Source organism: Brucella pseudogrignonensis, assembly GCF_002252525.1.
Lineage (GTDB): Bacteria > Pseudomonadota > Alphaproteobacteria > Rhizobiales > Rhizobiaceae > Brucella > Brucella pseudogrignonensis.
In genome coordinates, this window is the sequence record NZ_NNRM01000044.1 from 228,650 (window position 1) to 250,510 (window position 21,861).

A 21,861-nucleotide genomic window follows, 5' to 3' on the forward strand; every position below is an offset into this window, starting at 1 on the left:
CGAGACACTTGTACGTGCTGTAAAACAATGGTATCAATGGCGTATGACCAATCCCGGAGGTCCCGATGCCCCAGACAAGCTACAAGATCAGCGAAGCCCGAAAGAATTTCGCCGAAGTCCTCGATCGCGCCAACCAGGGCGAAGAGATCGTCATCATGCGTGGCAACGAAGTTTACGCCCGCATCGGTCCGGCAGCGGACGGAGGCAAGCGCCCTTTTGGCCTGTTGCGCCATCGTGGCCTGCCCGACAACCTGTTCGATACAGCTGATGCGGAGCAGGCGGCGATCGATGCCGGAGACTGGAATGATGATACCGGCGTCTGGCAAGGCAAATCCAACAATAGCGAAAACACGCAATGAAAATCCTGCTCGACAGCCACGCCGTCTACTGGTGGACAATCGGTAGTGATCGCCTGTCCACGAAGGCACGATCACTGATCGAGGACAAGGCAAATGCTATCCTCGTCAGTGCGGTCACGTTCTATGAGCTGGACAACAAGATGCGCCTGAACAAGCTTGATCTCAAGCCCCAGGAACTGCGGGCAGCCGTCACGGAAAGCGGCCTGCAAACACTGGCCATCACCGATCTGCATGCCGAACTTGCAGCAAATTTTGATTGGGAACATCGCGATCCGTGGGACCGGATTCTTGCCGCTCAGGCGCGGCTTGAGCACTGCACTTTCATCTCGACGAATCTGGCGTTCGATGCGATTCTGCATGAGCGAGTCTGGTAAGGGCAGTAACGGTGAAGGTATTCGTGGACATTGCCGAGGCGGCGGAGCGATTTGACGAACTGATTGACTTCGTTTTGCGCGATGACGAGGTTATCATCTGTCGAGCTGGCGATCCTATTGCCGCGATCGTGCCAATTTCGCAGAACGGTCAGGGCACATGGGATGAAGTCCGGGCACTGGCGCTTAAGGGAAGGCCTGCAAACACGCACCAGAATTCGAACCACGATGAACTATATGACGAGAACGGACTGCCGAAATGAGCAGCTCGTCGTCAGGTTCGATTGAAAAACGCACCGAGACTTTAGATACGATAGCGGCCGTTCTGCCGCTGAACCGCCTCGACAGGCTCGTTGGGCTATTGACCGATCAGGATATCGAAACCCTGCGCCACCTCGTCAATGAAGGCATGGGCGAAAACACGTTGCGCGCGCTAACCTCGGATCTGGCCTATCTCGAAGCCTGGTCGATGGCCGCAACTGGCAGCCCCCTGCCTTTCCCGGCACCGGAAGCCCTGTTGCTGAAGTTCGTTGCGCATCATTTGTGGCGGCCGCAGCAACGGGAGATCGAACCCGATCATGGCATGCCGGCCAACGTGGAAACAGACCTGCGCCGACAAGGCTTTCTGCGGGTATCTGGACCGCATTCGCCTGCCACCGTCCGCCGTCGTCTGGCCAACTGGTCGACACTCACCCGTTGGCGCGGCCTGGAGGGTGCTTTTTCATCGCCGTCCGTCAAATCGGCAATCCGGCTTGCCGTGCGCGCCCTGAACCGGCCACGCAGCCGCAAGAGTGCCCATGCGATTACCGGCGATATTCTGGAAAAGCTGCTGGCAACCTGTTCCGGCGAGGATCTCACCGCCTTGCGGGATCGGGCTATCCTGATGGTAGCCTTTGCCTCAGGCGGGCGCAGACGCAGCGAAGTCGCTGGCTTGCGTGTAGAACAGCTTGTCAAACAGCCCCCCGTCACCGATGAGGACGGCTCTCCCCTCCCATCGCTCGGCATCCATCTCGGTCGCACCAAAACCAGTGGGGCCGGTCACGATGAAACTGTCTATCTGACCGGCCGACCCATCGAAGCCCTGACCCGCTGGCTGGAAGCAGCCAGGATCGACAAGGGCAGCGTGTTTCGAAAAGTTGATCGCTGGGGCAATGTGTCGGCTCGCGCACTTGAACCGAGCGCCGTCAACCGGATCGTCAAACAGCGCGCGCAAATGGCAGGGCTGGATGCCACAGAATTCTCCGCCCACGGCCTGCGCTCTGGCTATCTCACCGAAGCCGCCAATCGTGGCATTCCGCTGCCCGAAGCCATGGAACAATCGCGCCATCGCTCCGTGCAGCAAGCCTCCGATTATTATAACACTGCCAAGCGGCGCAGCGGGCGGGCGTCGCGGCTATTGAGCTGATCGCTCGACGTTCCACCTCTCCACATCTTTGCTGTTCTCGACAATGTGATACGGCATCTGCCGTATTGAAGTCGTTGCATTGCAGAGCTAGACGCGATGATGATATATAAGCCCCATCGCTGTGGGGCAGCGTTTTGGGGGCATTGATGGGACGGCAACCTACACTAACCAATTCTCCGCTTGCACTTTGTTCAAAGCGTCGGCGAAACTTAATGTGGCTCTCGACCGTTGCGGTCTGCACTTCGCTCAACTTACAATCTTCGGTTCACGCCGAAACCTGGGTCAACAATGGCACTTATCTTTGGGGGGAAGCCACTAACTGGCAAGAAGGGACTGTTCCCAATGCGCCAGGAGCAGTTGCGACGTTCATAGGAAATAATTGGCAAGGCTATTACAGCTACCTTGACGGGCAGCAATTCACGGTCGGCGAACTCAATATTTCTGGGTCGGAAAATGGAGGGTTTCTCTTCCAACATGGTACATTGGTACTATCCGATCCTGATGGAAGTGCCGCTATCCATGTTAGCACCAGCAACCCTTATACAGATTTCGGTGAATATTATCCCACTACAGTCGAACTCGCTTCCGCTACCTTAATCGATACATCTGATGCGGATGTCGAAACCCTGCGTCATCTCGTCAATGAAGGCATGGACCACAACACCGTGCGCGCCGAGTTCAGATCTGGCCTATCGCGAAGCATGGCCCATGGCCGAAACTGGCAGCCCCTGCCCCACCCGTTGCCCTGTTGCAGAAATTCGATGACCATCATCTCTGGCGACCTTAGGCAGCAGGAGATCGAACCCAATCATGGCAGGCCTACCAATGTTGAAGAAGAATTGCGTAAACTTGGGTTCTTGCGGGTATCCGGACCGCACGCATCAGCTTCCACGCCGCCTGGCCTACTGATCAACAAAGACTCGATGGTGCGGACAGAAGGGCACCTTTTCCTTACCAGCAATCAAATCCGCCATCCGTCTTGCCGTACGCGCCATCAATCAACCGCCAAGTCGCAAGAGTGCGAACGCCATCACCAGCGCTATTCTTACTAATCCCTTGGCGAACTGTTCTGATAAAACCTGACCGGCATTCGAGGCCGGCAGCGCTGACGATGGCATTTGCCTACGGTGGTCGTCGTTGCACCAAAATAGCAAGTATTCGAACAGAAGAAATTGTCGAGCAGGCACCTGTCACCGTGGAAGACGGCTCCGCCTCCACCAGCTCGGCATTCACCTCGGTTTCACCAAAACGACCGGGGGTCGATTACGATGATACCGTAACCTGACCGGGAGGCACGTTGAAGCAACTACGCGCTGGCTTGAAGCGGCAACGATTGAAAATAGCAGCGTGTTTGGCAGAATTGATCGCTGGGGAATGTATCCACACGGGCGTAAGAACCAATTGCCATGAATGCGATCGTCAAAAAGCGCGCACACATCGCGGGCATTGACGCAAATAAGTTTCGGCACATGGTCTGCGTGCTGGCGACCGAAGCCGCCAATCGCGACATTCCAGGCCGTAAGCCATGGAGTAATCCCGCCACTGCTCCGTTCAACAGGCTTCTTATTACAATAACAGTGCCAAACAGCGTAGCGGACGGGCATCGCGAAAGCTAGAGGTTAGCAACCCTGGTTGTGCCGTCACAGCACCCGGGTGCAGGTCCACAAATTTTCCAACAGCGCTTAGGAACAAATTTTTGAACTCATAAGAGAAGGACTCTTACTGACATCAATTGTGTAACAGAGTTTATCTCACCAAATAACCGGTCCTGGCCAAACTGAGAGGTGCGGTTACATTCAATCCTCTCGAACGAGACGAGGCATTTCAATAGGTACTAGCCAAGGGCGACCAATCGAGCGGCACTACCCTCTCTATAGGAGCCTCAACTAAGGATAATTCTAGAGGCTGCGGCAACTTACAGGCAACTCCGCGGCGTCATCGATTTTTGTCAGCCGTACTTTTTGCGATAAAACCTATTTTTTTCAATTATTTACTAGAATTGACCAAGTATGGGCGAGCCGCCCGGCACGCTTTGGCGGCTCAAGTAAGCCTATCCGTATTATTGTGTGTCATGCATGACAGTTCGTTAAATCGGACAGGACAATTTGCGGACAGTTTTACAGATGAGCCTTAGCTGGGTTTAAGCGGAACAAGCGAGCACAATCAGCAATCTCCCTTAGCTTTCCTATTGAGGGCTTAAAACGGCGATCGATCACCGGCGCTGCGCGTTTATCTCTCGAGAACAAAGATTGTTTGACCAACAAACGGATTCTTTACGCCAGGGAAGCGCCAGGCGCAGAGAGGTAGCGGACGTCAGCACTAAAAATAGCGCGGCTTTTATCAAGGCAGTTGTAGCGGTTTTAAAGCCAACGAGACTTCGCGCGCAGAAGAAGCGATAGACATTATTTGATAGAAAGCGATTGTCGGGTGAGCGTTAATCTTTCATTAACCTTAAACTCCTTGCAGAGCGGGCAGAATCGGAATTATAGTTGCGAAAATATGAATGCCGGGCGCTTTTTTGCGAAAGTGTCATAAGCAAGGACATTAGTTCTAAAAATGAACGAACACAATGCGAACCGTTTCGACCACGAAATTGCCAGTCAGGGCGCCAAGATTTCCGGTGCGCTCAACATGTTGCGCACGCAACAATATCCGCCTGACGCACGGAAGACCCTGCGTCGCTTTCAGCTTCCGGAGGTCGCCGATCTGATTGGCGTCACGCAATCGCATTTGCGGCAGTTGCACAGCGAAGGCAAAGGTCCCGAAATCGAGGTGGTTTCCGGTCGTCGGTACTATAGCGCAGAGCAGATGCTGGAATTGCGCTCCTATCTTGAAGAAAACAAGAAATCCGACAAGAGGATCTATCTGCCGCGCCGCAAGGCCAACGAGCCGCTGCAGATTCTTTCTGTGGTCAATTTCAAGGGCGGTTCCGGCAAGACAACGACATCGGCACATCTCGCGCAATATCTCGCCTTGACCGGGCACCGGGTGCTGGCGATTGATCTCGATCCGCAGGCTTCGCTCACATCGCTTTTCGGGATCCAGCCGGAGCTCGACGAAATTGCCTCGCTTTATGAAGCCTTGCGTTTTGACGAGGAAAGGAAGCCGATCGCCGATGTGGTGCAGTCAACCAACATTCCCAATCTGGATATCATTCCGGCAAACTTGCTGCTCCAGGAATATGAATATGACGTTCCGCTTGCCATCTCTGGACGAAAGGGCGAGGAGGGGCGGCTGTTTCACCTTCGGATCGTCAATGCGCTCAAGGAAATCGAAGACAACTACGATGTTGTAGTCATCGATTGCCCCCCCCAGCTCGGCTATCTCACAATTACCGCTCTGATGGCATCGACCGGCATCCTCATCACCATCCATCCGCAAATGCTCGATATCATGTCGATGTCGCAGTTCTTGCAGATGCTCGGCGGTATTATGACCTCGGTTGCAGACGCCGGCGCTGAAATCAGGGTCAAATGGTTTCGCTATCTCATTACCAGATTTGAACCCACAGACATCCCGCAGGCGCAGATGGTTGGTTTCATGCAATCGATGTTTGCTCAGAACATGTTGCGGAACCACGTTCTCAAGTCGACAGCGATTTCAGACGCGTCGATCAAGAAGCAGACCCTTTATGAGGTCGAGAAGGGTGATTTTGTGCGGTCGACCTATGAACGCGCAATGGAAAGCCTCAATGCCTCCAACGGTGAGGTCGCAGAACTCATCCATCAAACCTGGGGACGGAAATGATGAATTTGTCAGCCGTTTTTTTTGGTAAATTCTCTCCTATTTTCAGAGACTTATTCAAAATGAGCCTGGAGGACATCATCCATGTCGCGTAAGAACCCCTTTGCGAACCTTGATCTTTCTTCGATTAGCGGCACTGGCCCTGCGGCAAAGAGCGGTTATGGTATGACCGGCGCCGCTAAAACCGTTGTCCGCTCAATCGAGGAAATGGCAGAAAACACCAAGCGTCTTATGGATGGCGAGACGATTGTCGAGATTGAGCCGCAATTGCTTGACGTTTCTTTCGCCTCCGACCGGCTTTCGGACGAAGATGCCGAACTTCTTGCCCTGCAAGAGGCAATCAGGGATCATGGCCAGACCTCGCCTATTCTGGTGCGTCCAAATCCGCGTAATTCCGAACGTTATATGGTGGTGTTTGGTCATCGCCGTGCACGCGTTGCGATGAATTTGGGGGTGAAGGTCAAGGCGGTCGTCAAGAAACTTGATGATGTGGCATCGGCCATCGCGCAGGGACAGGAAAACTCGGCTCGTTCCAATCTCTCTTTTATTGAACGGGCTTATTTCGCTCAGAACCTGCTTTCCAGCGGCATGACGAAGGAGACAGTCAAGTCGGCCATCGGTATCGACGATGCGCTGCTGTCAAAGATGCTCAGCGTCATCGAGACGATCCCGTTGACGATGACCATGGCTTTGGGTGCCTCCAAGAAGATCGGTCGTGATAAATGGCTGTCGCTGCGCCAGCTCATTCTCAATCCGGCCTATCTGAATATCGCGCTTGAAAAAATCAACTCCGAAGCCTTCATGGCATTGCCAGAAGAAGACCGTTTCGACGCCCTGCACGACTATCTGAAGAAATATAGTGCCCGTTCGACAGCGAAAGCACCTGCCAAAGCGGTGATTGAGAAATCCTGGGCTTCCGATGATAAATCGGTGCGGTTTTCCATGAAACAGAAGCCAAAAAGCGTGGCGATTGAATTGACCAGCGCAGAAGCGCGGCCGTTCAGTGACTGGCTGTCAGGGAATATGGATCGGTTCTACCAAGAGTATAAAACTGCAAGAACGCAAAACAGCGGAGATTAACAGCAAAAGAAAAAGGCCCCCGATAACGTTGCCGTCATGGAAGCCTTCCTCAAGTTTGGTCGCTTAGAGAATCGCATTTCCATGAATCACTGTCAAGAGCGTTAGGCGTCAATTTGGCGGGCAGATTTCTTTTGCCTTGAGAAAGGTGAAGGTAAATGCACATTCAGGAGAATGTCACGTCCACGTTTCGTGGGCGAGGGGCTTCGTTTGCCCAAATGAAATTTGCTAGCCAGAAAGTTTCCCCTACCGGGACGGTCAATCGCTGGTTGGTCTATAGACATCTTTGCATCGCCAAGGCGACATTCGGCATCAATGATCGTTGCCTTGCTGTGTTGAATGCCTTGCTGTCCTTTTACCCGGAAAATGAACTGAGTGCCCGAAACGGTCTGGTGGTGTTTCCATCGAACCGGCAACTCGCGTTACGGGCGCATGGCATGCCGGAATCAACGCTGCGCCGTCATCTTGCGTCACTGCTTGATGCCGGGCTGATAATCCGACGCGACAGCCCCAACGGCAAACGTTACGCCCATAAGACAGATGCCGGAGAGATTGAGGAAGCCTTTGGCTTTTCCGTTGCTCCATTGCTGGAACGGGCTTCGGAAATTGCCAAAGTTGCTGAGGCCATTGTCGCCGACGCCAAGCATTTAAAGCGCACCAGGGAGCGTCTAACGCTCTGCCGCAGGGATTGCTTGCAGCTTCTCGACACTGCCGAACTGCTGGAGCAGGGCGATGTCCATCAGGCCTATCATGATCAATACCGGGCTATCGTTGATCGCATTCCACGCCGTGCGACTTGCGAGCAGTTGGACGCGATCTTCAACGAATTGTCCGTTCTTCGCGGCGAAATAGCTAACTGCATGAATTTTAACGATGATGCAGAAGAATTGAGCGTCAATCATGCTCATATTGAGCGGCAACATATTGAATCAGAACCTGAATCTCTTCTTAAAACTAATAAAGAGAATTTGTTTGATATTAAGAAAGAGCCAGTTCAATCATCGCAGCCTGGTCTCATTCCAGCCAAGGCGCGTCTACAGAATGTCGATGTTTCATTGGATCTCGTTCTACGAACCTGTCCCGACATTCATGATTATGCCACCACACCGATACGGTCCTGGCGTGAATTAAGCGATGCGTGTCATGTCGTGTCGAGCTTTCTGGGGATTGCGCAATCCGTCTATCGGGAGGCGCAGCTGTTTTTAGGGCAGGAGAGAACCTCTGCGATCATTGCGTGGCTCCTGCAGCGTATTGCTGGGATCCAGTCAGCAGGTGGTTATTTGCGGTTTCTCCTCAATAAAGCGAGGATCAGCGATTTGTCGGTTTCAAAACTGCTTCTGATGGATCCCGTCAAACAGATGCAGACGACAATGTGCAGGTGAAAACGCAACCCGGAATGAAATTATAGCAAGCCTGATGATCGCGGCTCTGCGTCCGGTCTGATCGCTGGGGCAAAACATAGAGAAATGCGCTTTATCAGTTGCTCGTCATTAGAGGACCGTCTCAATGAACGGGAGAAGGGGATGAACGCTGCATTAACTGACAGTATTGCTTAATTCACTATGGCTTTGTTAATTTATGGGAAAAGCAGGTAAATGAAATCTAATAGCGCATTTTGTTTCACAACATCGATGGCTGGGAAAGCCCCGGATTTCAAAGCATCACAAGCAAGGTCGTTGCGATCGGCCCGGGATGACAATAGTTCGCAATGACCGCCAATCTATCATCATAGATTCATCCTGAGCAAGACGGCGTTATGGCTTGATTGGAGCGGGGGAGGCCGGCTGCGAGCAAACCTGAGACAAGCTATCGCTGTTTCATGCGTGAAGCATAAAGGGTCTATGCTGCGGGTTGATTGCCGATGACGTGCAAAGCCGGAAAGAAAAGCCGCAGGGCTTTTGCCTTCCTGCACGTTATATGGCGAAGGTCCTGGGGAATTGCGCGCTGAAGAACCAAGCCCGCTTCCATGCGACGTTCGCGAGATCTCGGAGACGTGATAGGCCTTGGGCGCGATGCGGAAATGCCGAGAATCAGATAGGAAGCCGCTATGACAAAAGCGATAGATGATCCGCCATCCGCCCCTTTTTCTGATCACCTTGACCAAACAGCGCTTCTTCACCTGTTGGAGACGGCAGAAAGCACGCGCAAGCAGGCGTTATCCGCCAGTCTGTGTCTCGCCTTTGCGCTTGGCGCCAAGGTTTCGCAACTCAGCCTTTTCAATGTCGCGGTTATTGGGCCTTATGTGGCAGCGTTGATGATCGCAGGTTTATGCTGGGAATGTTCCAATCGACTTTGGCGTATGCGCGCATTAAAGCTCGTTGCACCTCAGATTGCCGCTTCGTTCGGGCAGACGTGTTTTTCAACCGGGTGGGAAGCGCTCGATATCGAGCAGTGGCTGAAGGATCAGTTCTCCTCAAGCGGTTCCAAGTCTACCTCCTGGCAAACAGCAGGACTTTATCGTGGCATCTCCTATCGTTGCAGCGAGCAGTCGATCTTTCATCCTCGTCTGAACAAGAGTGCTGGCAGAAGACCGCCAAGCTATCATTACTTGATAGAAATCTCCGTTCCTCTAAAGTTTGTCGGTTGTCTGGAAATTATCCCTCGTGCCGCCATCAGCAGCCTGTTTGACACGATCACCAGAGACGCCTTGAGATCGGACCAGCGTGTTCAAACCGGTGATCCGCAGTTTGATCAGGTCTTTTCTGTTCACGCGGACAAGGGTGCAAGCGTCTCTCAACTTCTCAGCCCCGCAGTCAGACAAATTTTCGTGGCGATCGCCAAGGAAAACCAATCGCCGAAACTCAAAGCGGGCTTTCGCAATGGTTGGTTTCATCTCGAGTTTCCAATCCCTGAGGAATCCTTCTCCAGCCTTTCTTTGCTGAGGCCTATGCCTGAACTGATAAGCTCAACCCAGCGGATCTGCTGGCAGCTGACTTTTGCACAGCGCTTGATCGATAGGTTCAGGGGGGATTATGGCGGACCGCTAGGTTGAGAGGATGCCAGAAAGTCTTGTACCAACGCGCATGGCCGGCGAAAAGAATTTGATCGCGGCGGCATTGCCAGGCCGTTTCATGCATCGCTCCGCCGGTCTCAACGGGTGCGCGCTTATAGATTGGTATCGAGCTTCGGTGTCATGACCTCAAACATTGGCATCGATGCCGCTCCGAGCGCTGCGGTAAATTGCCCGGTCTGTCCGCGCAGCACACGCGGCAGCATCCGGCCATTTCTATTGGCGACAGAGATAGGAAGTTGATCCATATGCAGGATGAGTGAATCGATCAAAGGGTCAGGCAGCATTCCGCCCAAAACGACGGTCTCTGGATCCAGAATATTTTCGATGATTGCGATCATCTGCGCGAGATGTTTCGCGGCGTCCGCGATCCAATCCAGGACCACGGGATTTTTGTCGCGCAACAGTTCCGAAAGCTTGTCGAAGCTGACATCGAAAAGCCCAGCATTGGATAGTCTTTCCTTGAGAACATGCACCGAGGAATAGGTTTCCAGGCAGCCATGCTGGCCACAGGAGCACGGCCGCCCGCCAGGCACGATGGAGATATGTCCTATTTCCCCGGCATTGCCGAAAGCCCCTCGAAAGGGCGCACCATCCTGGATCATGCCAAGGCCGATGCCAGCACCAAAATAGATCATCGCGAAGTTTGAAACGGCACGCCCCGCGCCAAACAGGCGTTCGCCGACGGCTGCGGCATTGGCATCATTTTCGACGATAACCGGCTCTGCGAAGGCTTGGCTCAATACATCTGCAGCATCGATGCCCGCCCAACCCGGCAAAGTGGTCGGGCCGACCGATGTCATACCCTCAATACCAAAAGGCCCCGGCATCACGACACCGATTCCGAGGAGACGGGCATCAAACTCTGTTTTGATCCGATCAATCTCGATGCGAAGCTGAGCACAGAGCGCGTCTGGACGCGTATCACCCATCAGATGCACTTGCTGTTTCCGTGGCACGCCTGACAGATCGAGAACCGTTGTCACAATATGGGTCGAACCCATTTCGATCCCGATGGTCATCGCTCCCGATGGATTGACAGCAAATTGGATAGGGGGTTGTCCGCGTCCTGTCTTCAATCGCCCAAGCTGCATCAGAAAATTCTCCGCGACCAATTCATCGACAATATTGGCGATGGCTTGCGCAGTCAGATGCGTCAAACGGGCGATATGCATGCGACCGACCGGGCCATGACGTCGAACGACATCCAGAACGACACGCCGATTATGGTCCCGGATTCGCTCAGGATTTTTACCAAGAGTGATCGGTTGCGTGTCCGCATGCGCTATAGCTGGTGAAGTTGTCGCCTTCGATTTCATACCTTCTCCCGAATGCTTCAAATTTGATAGCGCAGCTGACTTTTAACAGCAATATATTAATTCAACTAAATTATCTTATTGACAAATGTGTCGCAAAATAGAAGCCTAGCGCTGGGGCGAAGTCGCTCTGCCGACATTGATGGCAGTGTGCCGATCAGTCGACGGTGAGGATGCTGCGAAGAACGCAGCGATGGTGGAACCGGCAGGTCATTGACCTGCACATGCCTTGCTCGGGCGCCATAGGGGCTGAGCAATGGGAGGTCTTATGAAAATGGGTAAGTTGCTGCTTGCAGGTCTTGTGGCCGGTTTGAGCTCAATCGCAATCAATGCCGCACAGGCAGTTGAAATCGAATATTGGCAATATGTCTTTGAATCGCGCGTCAAGACGATTGACAAGCTGATCGAAAATTTCGAAAAAGCCAATCCTGACATCAAGGTCAAACAGGTCACGTTCCCTTACGACGATTATCAGACCCGTGTCATTGCTGCGAAGATGGCGGGCAAAAGTCCGGAGGTCATGCAGCTGTTCTACGGCTGGCTCGACAAGTTTGCCGCAGGAGGCATTCTGCAGCCGCTGCCGCAGGACGCATTTCCGCATGACAAGATCGAAAGCGAATTCTTCCCGATTGTCAGTGCAATGAAGCGCGGCGATGAATATTACGGCTTGCCGACCGCTGTGCGATCTCTGGCGCTGTTTTACAACAAGAAGCTTTTTGAAGAAGCGGGCCTTGATCCCAACAACCCACCGAAAAACCTGGATGAGTTGCTGGCCTATGCGCAGAAAGCCACGAAGCGCGATGCTTCCGGCAATCTGTTGAGCGAAGGCATCACCTTGGATATGCCGGGCCAGGATCTGCATTGGTGGCGCGAAGTGCTGGTACGCCAGTTCGGCGGCAAGCCATACAGCGATGATTATCGCAAGGTTGCCTATGACGACGCTGCCGGTGAAAAGGCTTTGCAGTTCTACACCGATCTTCAGACCAAATATAAGGTCGGTGAAGTGAAATTCATGGATGAAGGTCATGCAGCTTTCCGTTCCGGTAAAGCGGCAATGACGGTGGATGGTACCTTCCGTCTGGCAGCCTTCAACACCATCAAGGACTTCGAATGGGGCGTGACGGAGCTGCCAGCCAATGCCGAAGGCGTGCGTTCAAACTATGCCAGCTATTTTGCCAATGGCATCAGTGCGTCGGCAAAGGGCGAAAAGCTGGAAGCAGCCGCGAAGTTCCTCAACTACATCACCTCGCCTGAAGCCATGGAAATCTGGCTGAAGGGTGTTGGTGAATTGCCGGCCCGTCGTTCGGCCGCTTTGACGCAAGCCAATCTGGCGGATCCGGTTTATGGGCCATTCCTCAAAGGTCTGGAATATGCCCACACCACCATGTTCACCGATGAATTGAAGCAACGTCAGATCGTCGTCGACATGTCAAACCGCGTGATCCTGCAGAACCAGCCGGTTAAGGAATCTCTTGATGAAGCTGCCAAGGCTGAACAGGCCATTCTGGACACTGCGAAGTAGATGCGGTTCGGTTGGGCGGCTGTCACGGCCGCCCGCTTCCGATTTTCATCAGCTTTCACGCTGTTTTGAACAACAAGGCTCGAAGTCGAAAGCAATTGCTTGCGACCGTGGATGCAGAGCATCGCTGGCCGAAGGATTTATACTATGACCATGACGGCTGAACCCGACGATGGAGCGCGCAGAGCTTTCGCTTCGCGATTGACAGATCGCCTGTCGATGAAAACCAGACGATTGATCTGGGTATGGAGCTTTCTGGCTCTGCCCATTCTTTTCTATAGCGTCATCCGCTTCTATCCGACGATTGAGGCTTTCTGGTTATCATTCACCAACTGGGATCTGATGAGCCCGCCGGAATTCATCGGTATCGCCAACTATCAGAAGTTGTTTGCCGATCCCGAATTCTGGAAAGTGTTCAAGAACACCTTCATCTACCTGTTGGTGGGCACGCCTATCAGCCTGGTTCTGGCTTTTGTCATCGCTTATTATCTCGACCGTATCAGGCTGATGCACGGCTTCATTCGTGCGCTGTATTTCCTGCCCTATCTGACCACAGCCGCAGCAATGGCATGGGTATGGCGCTGGTTCTATCAGCCTGCGCCAATTGGCTTCATCAACAATATCCTGAGTTCTCTCGGTCTACCGCAACAAGGCTTTCTGCGCTCGGTTGATCAGGGGCTTTATGCTATCATGGCAACATCAATCTGGGCAGGACTTGGCTTCCAGATCATTATTTTCATGGCGGGCTTGCGTGCCATTCCCGGCACATTCTATGAGGCGGCGCGCATTGACGGTCTCGGAGAATGGGCGATCCTGCGCAAAATCACCATTCCGTTGCTAAAGCCAACCACCGTGTTTCTGGTGGTGTTCTCCTCAATCGGCTTCCTGCGTATTTTTGATCAGGTCTACAATATGACCACCAATGATCCTGGTGGGCCACTGGGATCGACCAAACCTCTCGTGCTGATGATCTATCAGACGGCATTCTCATCCTATGCGATGGGCTATGCGGCTGCGCAAACCATCATCCTCTTCATCATTCTGCTTTGCGTATCCCTGCTGCAGCTCTGGATTCTGAGGGAAAAGAAATGACCGTCCAAACCAAACCTCTCCCATTCCAGCATCTCAAGCCCGGGCGGATCGTCACATGGACTTTGCTGTTCATCGGCGGCCTGATCATGGTAACGCCGCTGGCATTCATGTTTTCCACCTCGTTGAAAACCGCCAGTCAGGTCTATGATCTTCGACTTATTCCCGCCGAACCGACGCTTCAGAACTATGCCACCATTCTTGCCGACGGGCGTTTTCTGCGCTGGTTCATGAATTCGATGATCGTGGCAGTGGTCGTGACCGCGTCCAACGTGTTTTTTGACAGTCTTGTCGGTTATACGCTGGCTAAATTTCAGTTCCGGGGCCGCTATTTCATCTTCCTGGCGATCCTCTCAACCTTGATGATCCCGACAGAAATGCTGGTCATCCCGTGGTATCTAATGTCGAGCAAACTTGGCTGGCTGGATAGTTATTGGGGCATCATGTTCCCCGGCATGATGACAGCCTTTGGCACCTTTCTGATGAAGCAGTTCTTTGAAGGCGTGCCAAATGATTTCCTCGAGGCCGCGCGCGTGGACGGGCTCAACGAATTCCAGATCTGGTGGAAAATTGCGATGCCGCTGGTCACACCGGCTCTGTCTGCTCTGGCGATCTTTACTTTCCTGGGCAATTGGACGGCATTTTTCTGGCCGCTGATCGTTTCCACCAGCCCTGAACTTTATACGTTGCCGGTGGGACTTTCGAGCTTCGCCGTTGAACAATCGATCCAATGGGAAATGATTATGACCGGGGCCGCTATTGCCACCCTGCCAACGCTGATCGTTTTCATGCTGCTACAACGCTACATCGTGCGGGGCGTCATGCTTGCAGGTCTGAAAGGTTGAACCATGTCCGAGCTTGATCCGAAATTAACCGACAGCAGTGTTTTTCCAGATCCGATCTACAAAGAAACCGTGTTGCGCCCTTTGTTCGACGGAGCCAAGACGCACCATGTCGATGGTTTCAGGCGCATTGATCGCGCCCATCTGGTGATGCTGGTTGAAACCGGCATTCTCGATCGCGATCAGGCGGCACAGATCGCCGGTGCGTTGCAAGCCATTGATCAGGAAATCAATCCGGCGCAATTGTGCTATACGGGGGAGGTTGAGGACTTCTTCTTCCTCATCGAGAAAGAACTAAAGGCCCGGATTGGTGCCGATATTGCAGGGCGTCTGCATACCGCACGCTCACGCAACGACATTGACCATACGCTGTTCAAACTCGGCTTGAAAAAGCGCATTGATGAATTGTTGAAGAAGTCACGGCATTTGCTGGACGTGCTGGTTGCGGCTGTTGAACGCGAACAGACAACATTGATCGTTGCCTATACCCATGGACAGCCGGCACAGCCAACCACATTCGGGCATTATCTTGCTGCGGCGACCGAAGTCCTCATCAGGGATATCGAACGGCTGGAAACCGCCCGCGCGATTGTGAACCAGTCTCCGATGGGGGCAGCAGCCATCACCACCTCCGGCTTTCCGATCGACCGCCAGCGCGTCTCGGAGCTGTTGGGCTTTGCTGCCCCCTTACAGAATTCCTACAGCTGTATCGCCGCAGTTGATTATGTCACCTCGACCTATTCCGCCCTGGAACTGATGTTCATTCATCTGGGAAGGCTCATTCAGGACTTCCAGTTCTGGACGAGCTTTGAAGTCGGGCAGATTTATGTGCCGAACGCCTTTGTGCAGATCTCCTCCATCATGCCGCAAAAGCGCAATCCGGTGCCGATTGAACATATGCGTCATTTGTCGAGCCAGACCATGGGGCGTGCGCGCACCGTGCTCGATGTGATGCACAATACGCCCTTCACGGATATGAACGACAGTGAGGGCGAAACCCAGCAGATGGGCTATGAGGCTTTCACGTCTGCTGGGCGCGTTCTGGATCTGCTGGCCGCATTCATTCAAGCCATCCGCATCGATCCCGCCCGCGTTGCGGAAAATATCCGTCGCTCCTGCATTACCATCACGGAACTGGCGGATTCGCTGGTGCGGATCGAGGATCTTTCCTTCCGTCAGGCGCACGAGATCGCCGCAAGCGTGGCGCGCGCGGTGGTGGCACAGGGCGGCGGCCTGGAGAAGGACGGCTTTGCGCCCTTCCTTGCGGCATTTGGTGAAGCGACCAGGCGCGAACCAAGCTTTGATCGGGCAAAATTTGAAGAACTGGTTTCACCGCAGCATTTCGTTGCGGTCCGTGACCGCCTGGGCGGTCCGGCACCGCAGCCGATGGGCGAAGCACTCGCTCGCTACCAGCGCGATGTTGTCGGTTTCGCGGCACGCGCTGCAGAGCACGAAGCTTATGAAGGCAGAGCCAATCAGGAACTTGATGAGAAATTCAGCGCAGTTGCGGAGACACGTTAATGGCAACCATTGAACTTGAGAAACTTGTCAAACGCTATGGCAAGGTCGAAGCGGTTCGCGAAATCGATTTGCAGATCGAAGACGGAGAATTTGTCGTTTTCGTTGGCCCTTCCGGCTGCGGTAAATCAACGACGCTGCGCATGATCGCTGGTCTGGAGGATATTTCCGCCGGAAAGCTGAAAATAGGCGGCGACGTGGTCAATGAACGCGATCCGAAGCAACGCAATATTGCGATGGTATTTCAAAATTATGCGATTTATCCGCATATGAGCGTGCGCCAGAATATTGGTTTCGGGCTTTACACCTCAAAACTTTCCAAGGCGGAAAAATCCAGACGTATCGAAGAGGTTGGTACCTCATTGGGACTGACAGCCTATCTGGATCGACGTCCAGCGGCGTTGTCCGGCGGACAGCGTCAACGCGTGGCGATTGGCCGTGCCATGGTGCGCAATCCGTCAGCCTTCCTGTTTGATGAACCCTTGTCCAATCTTGATGCGCAATTGCGTGCGCAGATGCGCATCGAAATCAAGCGCCTGCACCAGAGTCTCAAGACCACCACGGTCTATGTGACCCATGATCAGGTCGAAGCGATGACGATGGCTGATCGCATCGTGGTGATGCGCGATGGCCATATTCTACAGACTGGCACGCCGACAGAGCTTTATGAGCATCCGGTGGATGTGTTTACCGCGCGCTTCATCGGCAGCCCGTCGATGAACCTTCTCAAGGGCCGCCGCAGCGGCGAGACCGTGGAATTTGCTGGTGATGGCGACATGCTGATCGGTATCCGGCCACATGAATTGACGGTGGATGAAAACGGCACGGCTGGCGGGATATCCCTCCAAGGCATTGTCACGGCTGTCGAACCCCTGGGATCGGAAACACTTGTCCATCTTGATGTCGATGGCGCCGCGATCATTGCGACAGCACCGGGAAAAACCGTGCCAAAGTCTGGCGCAACGCTGCGCGTCTCTGCGCCGGTTGGCAGCCTGTATCTGTTCGATGCCAAGACAGAAAAGAGCCTCGGTCGTCTATAATGTCAAACACGTTCAAAACGCCTGCGGTCCTGAGCATAGGACGGATTTATTGCGACCTGATTTTCACAGGTCTGGAAGCATTGCCACAGCCAGGCCGCGAAGTATTCGCGGCTGATATGAAAATCGTCGCCGGAGGGGGGGCGTTCATTTCCGCCGCGCATTTCGCCCATGTGGGTCGGTCGGTTGCCCTGGTCGCGCGGCTGGGAACAGACAGCCTTTCACAGGGCTTGATGCCCGATCTGACAATGGAAGGTCTCGATCTGCGTTTCCTGGAAGTGTCCGATGAGGCGGGACCACAAGTCACGGTGGCGAGCGTTATCGGAGATGATCGTGCATTTCTGTCGCGTCGCGCGGGAACAGCACAGCCATCGACACTTGAAGAGGCGCTCCGCTGGGAAAGTGCAAAGCACCTGCATATCGCTGAATATGCCACATTGCATGAAATTCCCGATCTGATCAAAGAAGCCAAATCGACCGGTTTGACCGTGTCCCTCGATCCGAGCTGGGACGAGACTTTGATCTATAGCGCTGATTTCCTGAAAAATTGCGCGGGCGTCGATATTTTCCTGCCAAACAGCGCAGAAGCAGAAGCTTTGACGGGCGAGAGGGATGCCAGCAAAGCACTCGACATCCTGTCGCAACATTTTCCCGTCGTCGCACTGAAAGCTGGGGCCGAGGGAGCATGGGTCCGTGTGGCGGATACGGCCATGCACCTCCCTGCGGAAAAGGTCGAGGTTATAGACACCACCGGCGCTGGGGATGCCTTTAATGCTGGCTTCATTGATCGGTGGATTGATGGACGCTGTGCCTTGGACTGCCTGGAGGCTGGGGTTCAGCGTGGCAGCCTCGCGGTTCAGGCTCGCGGTGGCGCTTCCGCCCTGCAAGGCTAAACCACCACAAAGTTTAAATTTTCAAATGAGGGTTTCAATGGCTACGACATCTCTTATGCGCCAGGAAACGATGGAAGCGTCATCCGTGGTTTCTCGCCTGTTGAGCGCGGAAGCGGCGACAATCGACGAAATCAAGCGCATTTTCCGGCAGCGCGCCCCACGCGTGCTCACAACGGCTGCGCGTGGATCGTCGGATCATGCTGCGTCGTTCTTCAAGTATCTGTTTGAAATCAGTGTTGGATTGCCTGTGGCGTCGATTGGCCCCTCGGTCACCTCTGTTTACAATGCCCGCCTGCAATTGCAGGACGGCTTGCACTTCACAGTATCGCAATCGGGCGCGAGCCCAGACATCGTGGCATTGCAGAAAGCTGCCAAACAGGGAGGCGCCGTGACCGTTGCAGTGGTCAATGTGATCGATAGTCCCCTGGCCAACGATGCCGATATTGTTTTGAACCTTAACGCCGGCAAGGAACAAAGTGTTGCAGCGACAAAATCCTGCATCGCGGCTGCAGCGGCGCTAGCGGCCGTTACGGCGGCGATTACGGAGGATCAGTCGCTTGACCGCGCCTTGGCACGATTGCCGGAAGCGCTTGAACTGACGACCCATTCAACCATCGATCCCGCTGTGATTTCTCGTCTCGCAGCCATCAATGAAATCTATGCGGTTGGGCGCGGAACCGGCTTTGCGGTGGCATTGGAGGCAGCTCTGAAAGCCAAAGAGACCTGCGGCATCCATGCAGAAGCATTTTCGCTCGCTGAAGTGATGCACGGCCCGATCCGCCTCGTCCGCAGTGATTTCCCGATCCTGGCATTCCTCAATCAGGATGAAGCCTATAATGCAAGCCGGCAGGCTGTTGAAAGATTGGTCGGACTGGGGGCGGATGTCGTGGCAATTGGTGAAGGGTTTGTGCCGGAAAAAACCATTCGCACAGCTTACACCGGCAACAGTTTGCTGGATCCGATCGTCGGACTGGGGGCTTATTATCGATGCATTGAACAGGTAGCACAGGCCCGCGGGTTAAATCCTGACACACCAGTGAACCTTAGCAAGGTCACGGAAACGCTATAGATCGCACGAATGTTTTCGGACCTATTGCGGCGGTTGATGGCGAGAGTGTTGACTTATGCCGAAAACTCACCGCGCAGGGGCGGACGAAAACGTGGAATATAACTGAGGTCGGTTAATAATAAGTGGCTGACCGATCTCACTGAATTCCATATCCCGGATTAGGGTGCTCGATGCAGCCGTAGACACTGTTTCCGGTCCGATGACGGGCCTGGAGCGCAATAAATTCCTTTGCCCACCACCGCTCGCCGGGTCGGCTATTGTTCTTAGGAAGGCTGGAGAAAGAACTGTTTTACCTGCGTGATTGGTCCAACACGCCCAAGCAATTTATCAACGAAGGTGATTGCTGGATATGATGGTTTAGCTAGAAACGCATCATGATATCAACTGGCGCTCCACCCGGTTACGTAAACCGTCCTGAAACTTTGCCGTAAAAAAAGTCCAAGTTTTTATCCATATCCCTTTTAGATCATTGCCCGAGTCATTCAGGAAAGAGTGCGCCGATGGTTGCCTCCCCTGTAACCTGATAATCCCCACAACCCTGATCAAACCAGAAAAAGGATAGTAATTAAACTATTCATTCTTGGATATAAGTCGTTCAAAAACGCTTTTTGCGAACCCAAACTGTCTGGCTGTTCCGCGCCCGAGGGAGTTTTTTCCCATCGTTTGTGTCAGAATGCCGCGCTCAACGAGGTTGTCCATGGTCTCCAGGACTCCACCACGTGTCATACCTGTAATTTCTATAACAGATGCAAGCGTTAAAGGCTCATGTGCCTGATGCATCACATAGAGAACATTTAACATACCGATTTGTTTAATGCGCGACTGTGGTGTCTCATTAACGAGCGGCTTTTCCAGGATTTCCTGGATGCCAAAAAGAGGGAGCGCTTGGTTCTGTAACCGTTCGCTTATATTGCTTGCCATTTTCCTTAACTACTTATTGTTGAGAGAGTAAAGAACAGGATCGCACATTGTTTTTTTAGCGTTCCAAACAACAATTCGGGCGATGGGAGGCATGATGAACTTCTCTTTTGCCGTGCAATTGCACTCTTCGGTATGGGGCCGCTGTATCCTGGTTTTGGCCAGAAGAAATACGCGAATGATTGGGGGTATCAGTTTACCCTTTGCTTACCCAAGCTGAGTGGGACAATGCAATATACACGCCCCGGCTGTTAATACAAAACTATAGCGCCAACCTGCAGGAGGAAGTCACTTCTCACTTGTCGGAGTGTCGGATTTCGAACTTTGCTCACATGCTTATCTCCCATACTACTGCAGTGCAGCCCCGAACTTTCCGGATCAAATCGGGCGGCCAGCCCAATCAGGTCCGCGGTGGCCGCCGTGGTGTCCTAGTTCATTGTTCGCCAAATGCGGAGGAACTCGTCTGGGTGACACTGCGTGGCAATATCGTCGGTACAGGAATCACCTCTTTTCGCAAAGACCCCGATGATGGCGGCATCAGAAGCCCCACGGTTTGCGGCTGAATATGCGTGCGCTTTCGTGCCGGCAGCGCAGCTCCCGTCAGAGCCCAGTCCGGCTCTTGCCGGCTTAATTTCCTTGTTCCACCACGGACCCTTCCGATCAACCTCCTGCGAGGCCCGACTAACTAAGCGTACCGCCGCTCAAGGCTTCGCCATCGCGGGGATGGCGGTCCCGTCCGGACGCTGATGGTACCGGTCATCGTCTTCAGGGTCGGCAAAGATGAGTATGGCGTTCTTCCTGATGACGACCTCAAGGTCGATGCACTTTCCTGGTCCGGCGCTCGCGTGGTTCCCGCCGGGTTGATCGTCGTACCCACGATCGGACACCAAGGCTTGCCGCTGGATGCCCCCGCACGCACGGGCGCCTTTATCGGACGCTGACCCGGTGTGAAACGCAAGCCGAATGCTCGGTTGCCGGCGGCCTTCCTGATATCGCGCGACAGAGACGCAGCTTGATTTCAGCGCGTGGGTCAGCCTGGCCGGAAATGTCGCGAAGTTAGCGTTCGGACTTCCGAACCAAGCCCCGGTTTCGTTGCGGTCGAGGGACTATGGGTGCGATTCCTCGCCGGGGTCCAGGTCTTTGTTTAGCCTGACTGGAAGTCGGGAGGCTCATTTGCGAACGATCGCCATGCCTCGGGGATCACGCCGACGACGGAAACGCCGGTCTTCATTTAAGTTTTCACAAAGGCCAGGTCCACCTGCGTCCTCGATGTGACTGGTCTGACCGAAGGACGACCCCGCTTGCACGGGCTCTCAATCTTGTCCCGGCAACGGCCTTTGAGACTTTCTTCCCCTGACGGCTCCGCCGCCATTCCTCGCGTACCAAGAAAGTCTCTCCCGGCCGCCTTCCACTTCGTTCCAGCCATGTGGGTGCCGGTCGATCGCCTCCGGTCCATCGACCGTCATCGAGGTCGCGATGGGCGCGGCCCGAACAAAAAAGGAATAAGACACATGGCTACCATCGGCACCTTCGCTTCCACGGGCAACGGCTTCAGCGGTTCGATCAAGACCCTCAACCTCAACGTCAAGGCCAAGCTGGTCCGCATCGAAAACCCGTCCGACAGGGGACCCCACTTCCGCGTATTCTCCGGCAATGTCGATTATGCCGAGAACGGTATTATGCGGAGTGCCAGG

Annotated in this window: 22 protein-coding genes; 20 read left to right on the top strand and 2 right to left on the bottom strand. The window is 53.8% G+C overall.

Annotated elements, in window-relative coordinates:
- The first annotated feature begins 65 nt into the window (after window positions 1-65).
- From CEV34_RS21045 to CEV34_RS21090, 11 genes are all read left to right on the top strand, one after another.
- The gene (locus tag CEV34_RS21045) at window positions 66-359 is read left to right on the top strand and encodes a type II toxin-antitoxin system Phd/YefM family antitoxin (protein ID WP_007881699.1); all 294 of its coding nucleotides are present in this window, start codon (window positions 66-68) and stop codon (window positions 357-359) included.
- The gene (locus CEV34_RS21050) at window positions 356-733 is read left to right on the top strand and encodes a type II toxin-antitoxin system VapC family toxin (protein ID WP_094544452.1); all 378 of its coding nucleotides are present in this window, start codon (window positions 356-358) and stop codon (window positions 731-733) included. The genes CEV34_RS21045 and CEV34_RS21050 overlap by 4 nt, the downstream gene beginning before the upstream one ends.
- Before the next feature lie 11 nt (window positions 734-744).
- Window positions 745-993 (top strand): type II toxin-antitoxin system Phd/YefM family antitoxin, encoded by a 249-nt coding sequence (locus CEV34_RS21055; protein WP_235819139.1) that lies wholly within the window; start codon window positions 745-747, stop codon window positions 991-993.
- Window positions 990-2,135, top strand: coding sequence for a site-specific integrase (locus tag CEV34_RS21060; RefSeq protein ID WP_094544453.1), 1,146 nt, complete (start codon window positions 990-992; stop codon window positions 2,133-2,135). The genes CEV34_RS21055 and CEV34_RS21060 overlap by 4 nt, the downstream gene beginning before the upstream one ends.
- Window positions 2,136-2,347: 212 nt before the next feature.
- A complete protein-coding gene (locus tag CEV34_RS27130) occupies window positions 2,348-3,187 on the top strand; it encodes a hypothetical protein (RefSeq protein WP_094544454.1) in 840 nt (279 codons plus the stop codon).
- A gap of 59 nt (window positions 3,188-3,246) precedes the next feature.
- Window positions 3,247-3,420: a hypothetical protein gene (locus CEV34_RS27135; RefSeq protein WP_179253606.1), complete on the top strand. Its 174-nt coding sequence runs from the start codon at window positions 3,247-3,249 to the stop codon at window positions 3,418-3,420.
- Window positions 3,421-3,541: 121 nt separating this feature from the next.
- Entirely contained in the window at window positions 3,542-3,751 is a 210-nt protein-coding gene (locus CEV34_RS27140; protein ID WP_094544455.1) for a hypothetical protein, read from the top strand.
- Between the two features lie 940 nt (window positions 3,752-4,691).
- Window positions 4,692-5,882, top strand: a complete 1,191-nt coding sequence (repA, locus tag CEV34_RS21075; protein ID WP_007881680.1) for a plasmid partitioning protein RepA — start codon at window positions 4,692-4,694, stop codon at window positions 5,880-5,882.
- A gap of 81 nt (window positions 5,883-5,963) precedes the next feature.
- Window positions 5,964-6,959, top strand: coding sequence for a plasmid partitioning protein RepB (gene repB, locus CEV34_RS21080; protein WP_007881679.1), 996 nt, complete (start codon window positions 5,964-5,966; stop codon window positions 6,957-6,959).
- Window positions 6,960-7,114: 155 nt separating this feature from the next.
- On the top strand, window positions 7,115-8,338 hold the full coding sequence (gene repC, locus CEV34_RS21085) for a plasmid replication protein RepC (protein ID WP_064322907.1): 1,224 nt from the start codon (window positions 7,115-7,117) through the stop codon (window positions 8,336-8,338).
- Window positions 8,339-9,255: 917 nt separating this feature from the next.
- Entirely contained in the window at window positions 9,256-9,948 is a 693-nt protein-coding gene (locus tag CEV34_RS21090; protein ID WP_210199589.1) for a DUF3137 domain-containing protein, read from the top strand.
- A gap of 113 nt (window positions 9,949-10,061) precedes the next feature.
- Here the strand turns inward: CEV34_RS21090 and CEV34_RS21095 are convergent, their stop codons facing one another.
- Window positions 10,062-11,285 (bottom strand): ROK family protein, encoded by a 1,224-nt coding sequence (locus tag CEV34_RS21095; RefSeq protein ID WP_007881675.1) that lies wholly within the window; start codon window positions 11,283-11,285, stop codon window positions 10,062-10,064.
- Between the two features lie 271 nt (window positions 11,286-11,556).
- Between CEV34_RS21095 and CEV34_RS21100 the strand changes: the two genes are divergently transcribed.
- The 7 genes from CEV34_RS21100 (at window position 11,557) to CEV34_RS21130 (ending at window position 19,249) form a co-directional block, all read left to right on the top strand.
- Window positions 11,557-12,804 carry an extracellular solute-binding protein gene (locus CEV34_RS21100; protein WP_094544466.1) on the top strand — a complete coding sequence of 416 codons (1,248 nt, stop codon included), beginning with the start codon at window positions 11,557-11,559 and terminating at the stop codon, window positions 12,802-12,804.
- A 216-nt stretch (window positions 12,805-13,020) separates the two neighbouring features.
- Entirely contained in the window at window positions 13,021-13,893 is an 873-nt protein-coding gene (locus CEV34_RS21105; protein ID WP_162699603.1) for a carbohydrate ABC transporter permease, read from the top strand.
- On the top strand, window positions 13,890-14,735 hold the full coding sequence (locus tag CEV34_RS21110; protein WP_007881658.1) for a carbohydrate ABC transporter permease: 846 nt from the start codon (window positions 13,890-13,892) through the stop codon (window positions 14,733-14,735). The genes CEV34_RS21105 and CEV34_RS21110 overlap by 4 nt, the downstream gene beginning before the upstream one ends.
- A 3-nt stretch (window positions 14,736-14,738) precedes the next feature.
- A complete protein-coding gene (gene argH / locus CEV34_RS21115; protein WP_094544457.1) occupies window positions 14,739-16,253 on the top strand; it encodes an argininosuccinate lyase in 1,515 nt (504 codons plus the stop codon).
- Window positions 16,253-17,290, top strand: coding sequence for an ABC transporter ATP-binding protein (locus CEV34_RS21120; protein ID WP_007881652.1), 1,038 nt, complete (start codon window positions 16,253-16,255; stop codon window positions 17,288-17,290). Before argH ends, CEV34_RS21120 begins: the two co-directional genes overlap by 1 nt.
- Window positions 17,290-18,180, top strand: a complete 891-nt coding sequence (locus CEV34_RS21125; protein WP_007881650.1) for a carbohydrate kinase family protein — start codon at window positions 17,290-17,292, stop codon at window positions 18,178-18,180. Before CEV34_RS21120 ends, CEV34_RS21125 begins: the two co-directional genes overlap by 1 nt.
- A 37-nt stretch (window positions 18,181-18,217) precedes the next feature.
- The gene (locus tag CEV34_RS21130) at window positions 18,218-19,249 is read left to right on the top strand and encodes an SIS domain-containing protein (RefSeq protein ID WP_007881649.1); all 1,032 of its coding nucleotides are present in this window, start codon (window positions 18,218-18,220) and stop codon (window positions 19,247-19,249) included.
- A 570-nt stretch (window positions 19,250-19,819) separates the two neighbouring features.
- On the opposite strand, the gene CEV34_RS21135 is transcribed toward CEV34_RS21130, so the two are convergent.
- A complete protein-coding gene (locus tag CEV34_RS21135) occupies window positions 19,820-20,170 on the bottom strand; it encodes a hypothetical protein (protein WP_064322902.1) in 351 nt (116 codons plus the stop codon).
- A gap of 743 nt (window positions 20,171-20,913) precedes the next feature.
- Here CEV34_RS21135 and CEV34_RS21145 point away from each other — a divergent pair.
- Both CEV34_RS21145 and CEV34_RS21155 read left to right on the top strand, forming a co-directional pair.
- Complete coding sequence (locus CEV34_RS21145) at window positions 20,914-21,108, top strand: hypothetical protein (protein WP_007881646.1); 195 nt, start codon at window positions 20,914-20,916, stop codon at window positions 21,106-21,108.
- Between the two features lie 570 nt (window positions 21,109-21,678).
- Window positions 21,679-21,861, top strand: a 183-nt coding sequence (locus tag CEV34_RS21155) for a DUF736 family protein (protein WP_143853460.1), incomplete at its 3' end; no start/stop codon positions are given.

What these genes read in the sequence shown, in the direction of transcription:
- CEV34_RS21045 (WP_007881699.1), top strand. Translation starts at nt 66, where the DNA reads ATGCCCCAGACAAGCTACAAGATCAGCGAAGCCCGAAAGAATTTCGCC.
- CEV34_RS21050 (WP_094544452.1), top strand. Translation starts at nt 356, where the DNA reads ATGAAAATCCTGCTCGACAGCCACGCCGTCTACTGGTGGACAATCGGT.
- CEV34_RS21060 (WP_094544453.1), top strand. Translation starts at nt 990, where the DNA reads ATGAGCAGCTCGTCGTCAGGTTCGATTGAAAAACGCACCGAGACTTTA.
- CEV34_RS27130 (WP_094544454.1), top strand. Translation starts at nt 2,348, where the DNA reads ATGTGGCTCTCGACCGTTGCGGTCTGCACTTCGCTCAACTTACAATCT.
- CEV34_RS27135 (WP_179253606.1), top strand. Translation starts at nt 3,247, where the DNA reads ATGGCATTTGCCTACGGTGGTCGTCGTTGCACCAAAATAGCAAGTATT.
- CEV34_RS27140 (WP_094544455.1), top strand. Translation starts at nt 3,542, where the DNA reads ATGAATGCGATCGTCAAAAAGCGCGCACACATCGCGGGCATTGACGCA.
- repA (WP_007881680.1), top strand. Translation starts at nt 4,692, where the DNA reads ATGAACGAACACAATGCGAACCGTTTCGACCACGAAATTGCCAGTCAG.
- repB (WP_007881679.1), top strand. Translation starts at nt 5,964, where the DNA reads ATGTCGCGTAAGAACCCCTTTGCGAACCTTGATCTTTCTTCGATTAGC.
- repC (WP_064322907.1), top strand. Translation starts at nt 7,115, where the DNA reads ATGCACATTCAGGAGAATGTCACGTCCACGTTTCGTGGGCGAGGGGCT.
- CEV34_RS21090 (WP_210199589.1), top strand. Translation starts at nt 9,256, where the DNA reads ATGCGCGCATTAAAGCTCGTTGCACCTCAGATTGCCGCTTCGTTCGGG.
- CEV34_RS21095 (WP_007881675.1), bottom strand. Translation starts at nt 11,285, where the DNA reads ATGAAATCGAAGGCGACAACTTCACCAGCTATAGCGCATGCGGACACG.
- CEV34_RS21100 (WP_094544466.1), top strand. Translation starts at nt 11,557, where the DNA reads ATGGGTAAGTTGCTGCTTGCAGGTCTTGTGGCCGGTTTGAGCTCAATC.
- CEV34_RS21105 (WP_162699603.1), top strand. Translation starts at nt 13,021, where the DNA reads ATGAAAACCAGACGATTGATCTGGGTATGGAGCTTTCTGGCTCTGCCC.
- CEV34_RS21110 (WP_007881658.1), top strand. Translation starts at nt 13,890, where the DNA reads ATGACCGTCCAAACCAAACCTCTCCCATTCCAGCATCTCAAGCCCGGG.
- argH (WP_094544457.1), top strand. Translation starts at nt 14,739, where the DNA reads ATGTCCGAGCTTGATCCGAAATTAACCGACAGCAGTGTTTTTCCAGAT.
- CEV34_RS21120 (WP_007881652.1), top strand. Translation starts at nt 16,253, where the DNA reads ATGGCAACCATTGAACTTGAGAAACTTGTCAAACGCTATGGCAAGGTC.
- CEV34_RS21125 (WP_007881650.1), top strand. Translation starts at nt 17,290, where the DNA reads ATGTCAAACACGTTCAAAACGCCTGCGGTCCTGAGCATAGGACGGATT.
- CEV34_RS21130 (WP_007881649.1), top strand. Translation starts at nt 18,218, where the DNA reads ATGGCTACGACATCTCTTATGCGCCAGGAAACGATGGAAGCGTCATCC.
- CEV34_RS21135 (WP_064322902.1), bottom strand. Translation starts at nt 20,170, where the DNA reads ATGGCAAGCAATATAAGCGAACGGTTACAGAACCAAGCGCTCCCTCTT.
- CEV34_RS21145 (WP_007881646.1), top strand. Translation starts at nt 20,914, where the DNA reads ATGGTACCGGTCATCGTCTTCAGGGTCGGCAAAGATGAGTATGGCGTT.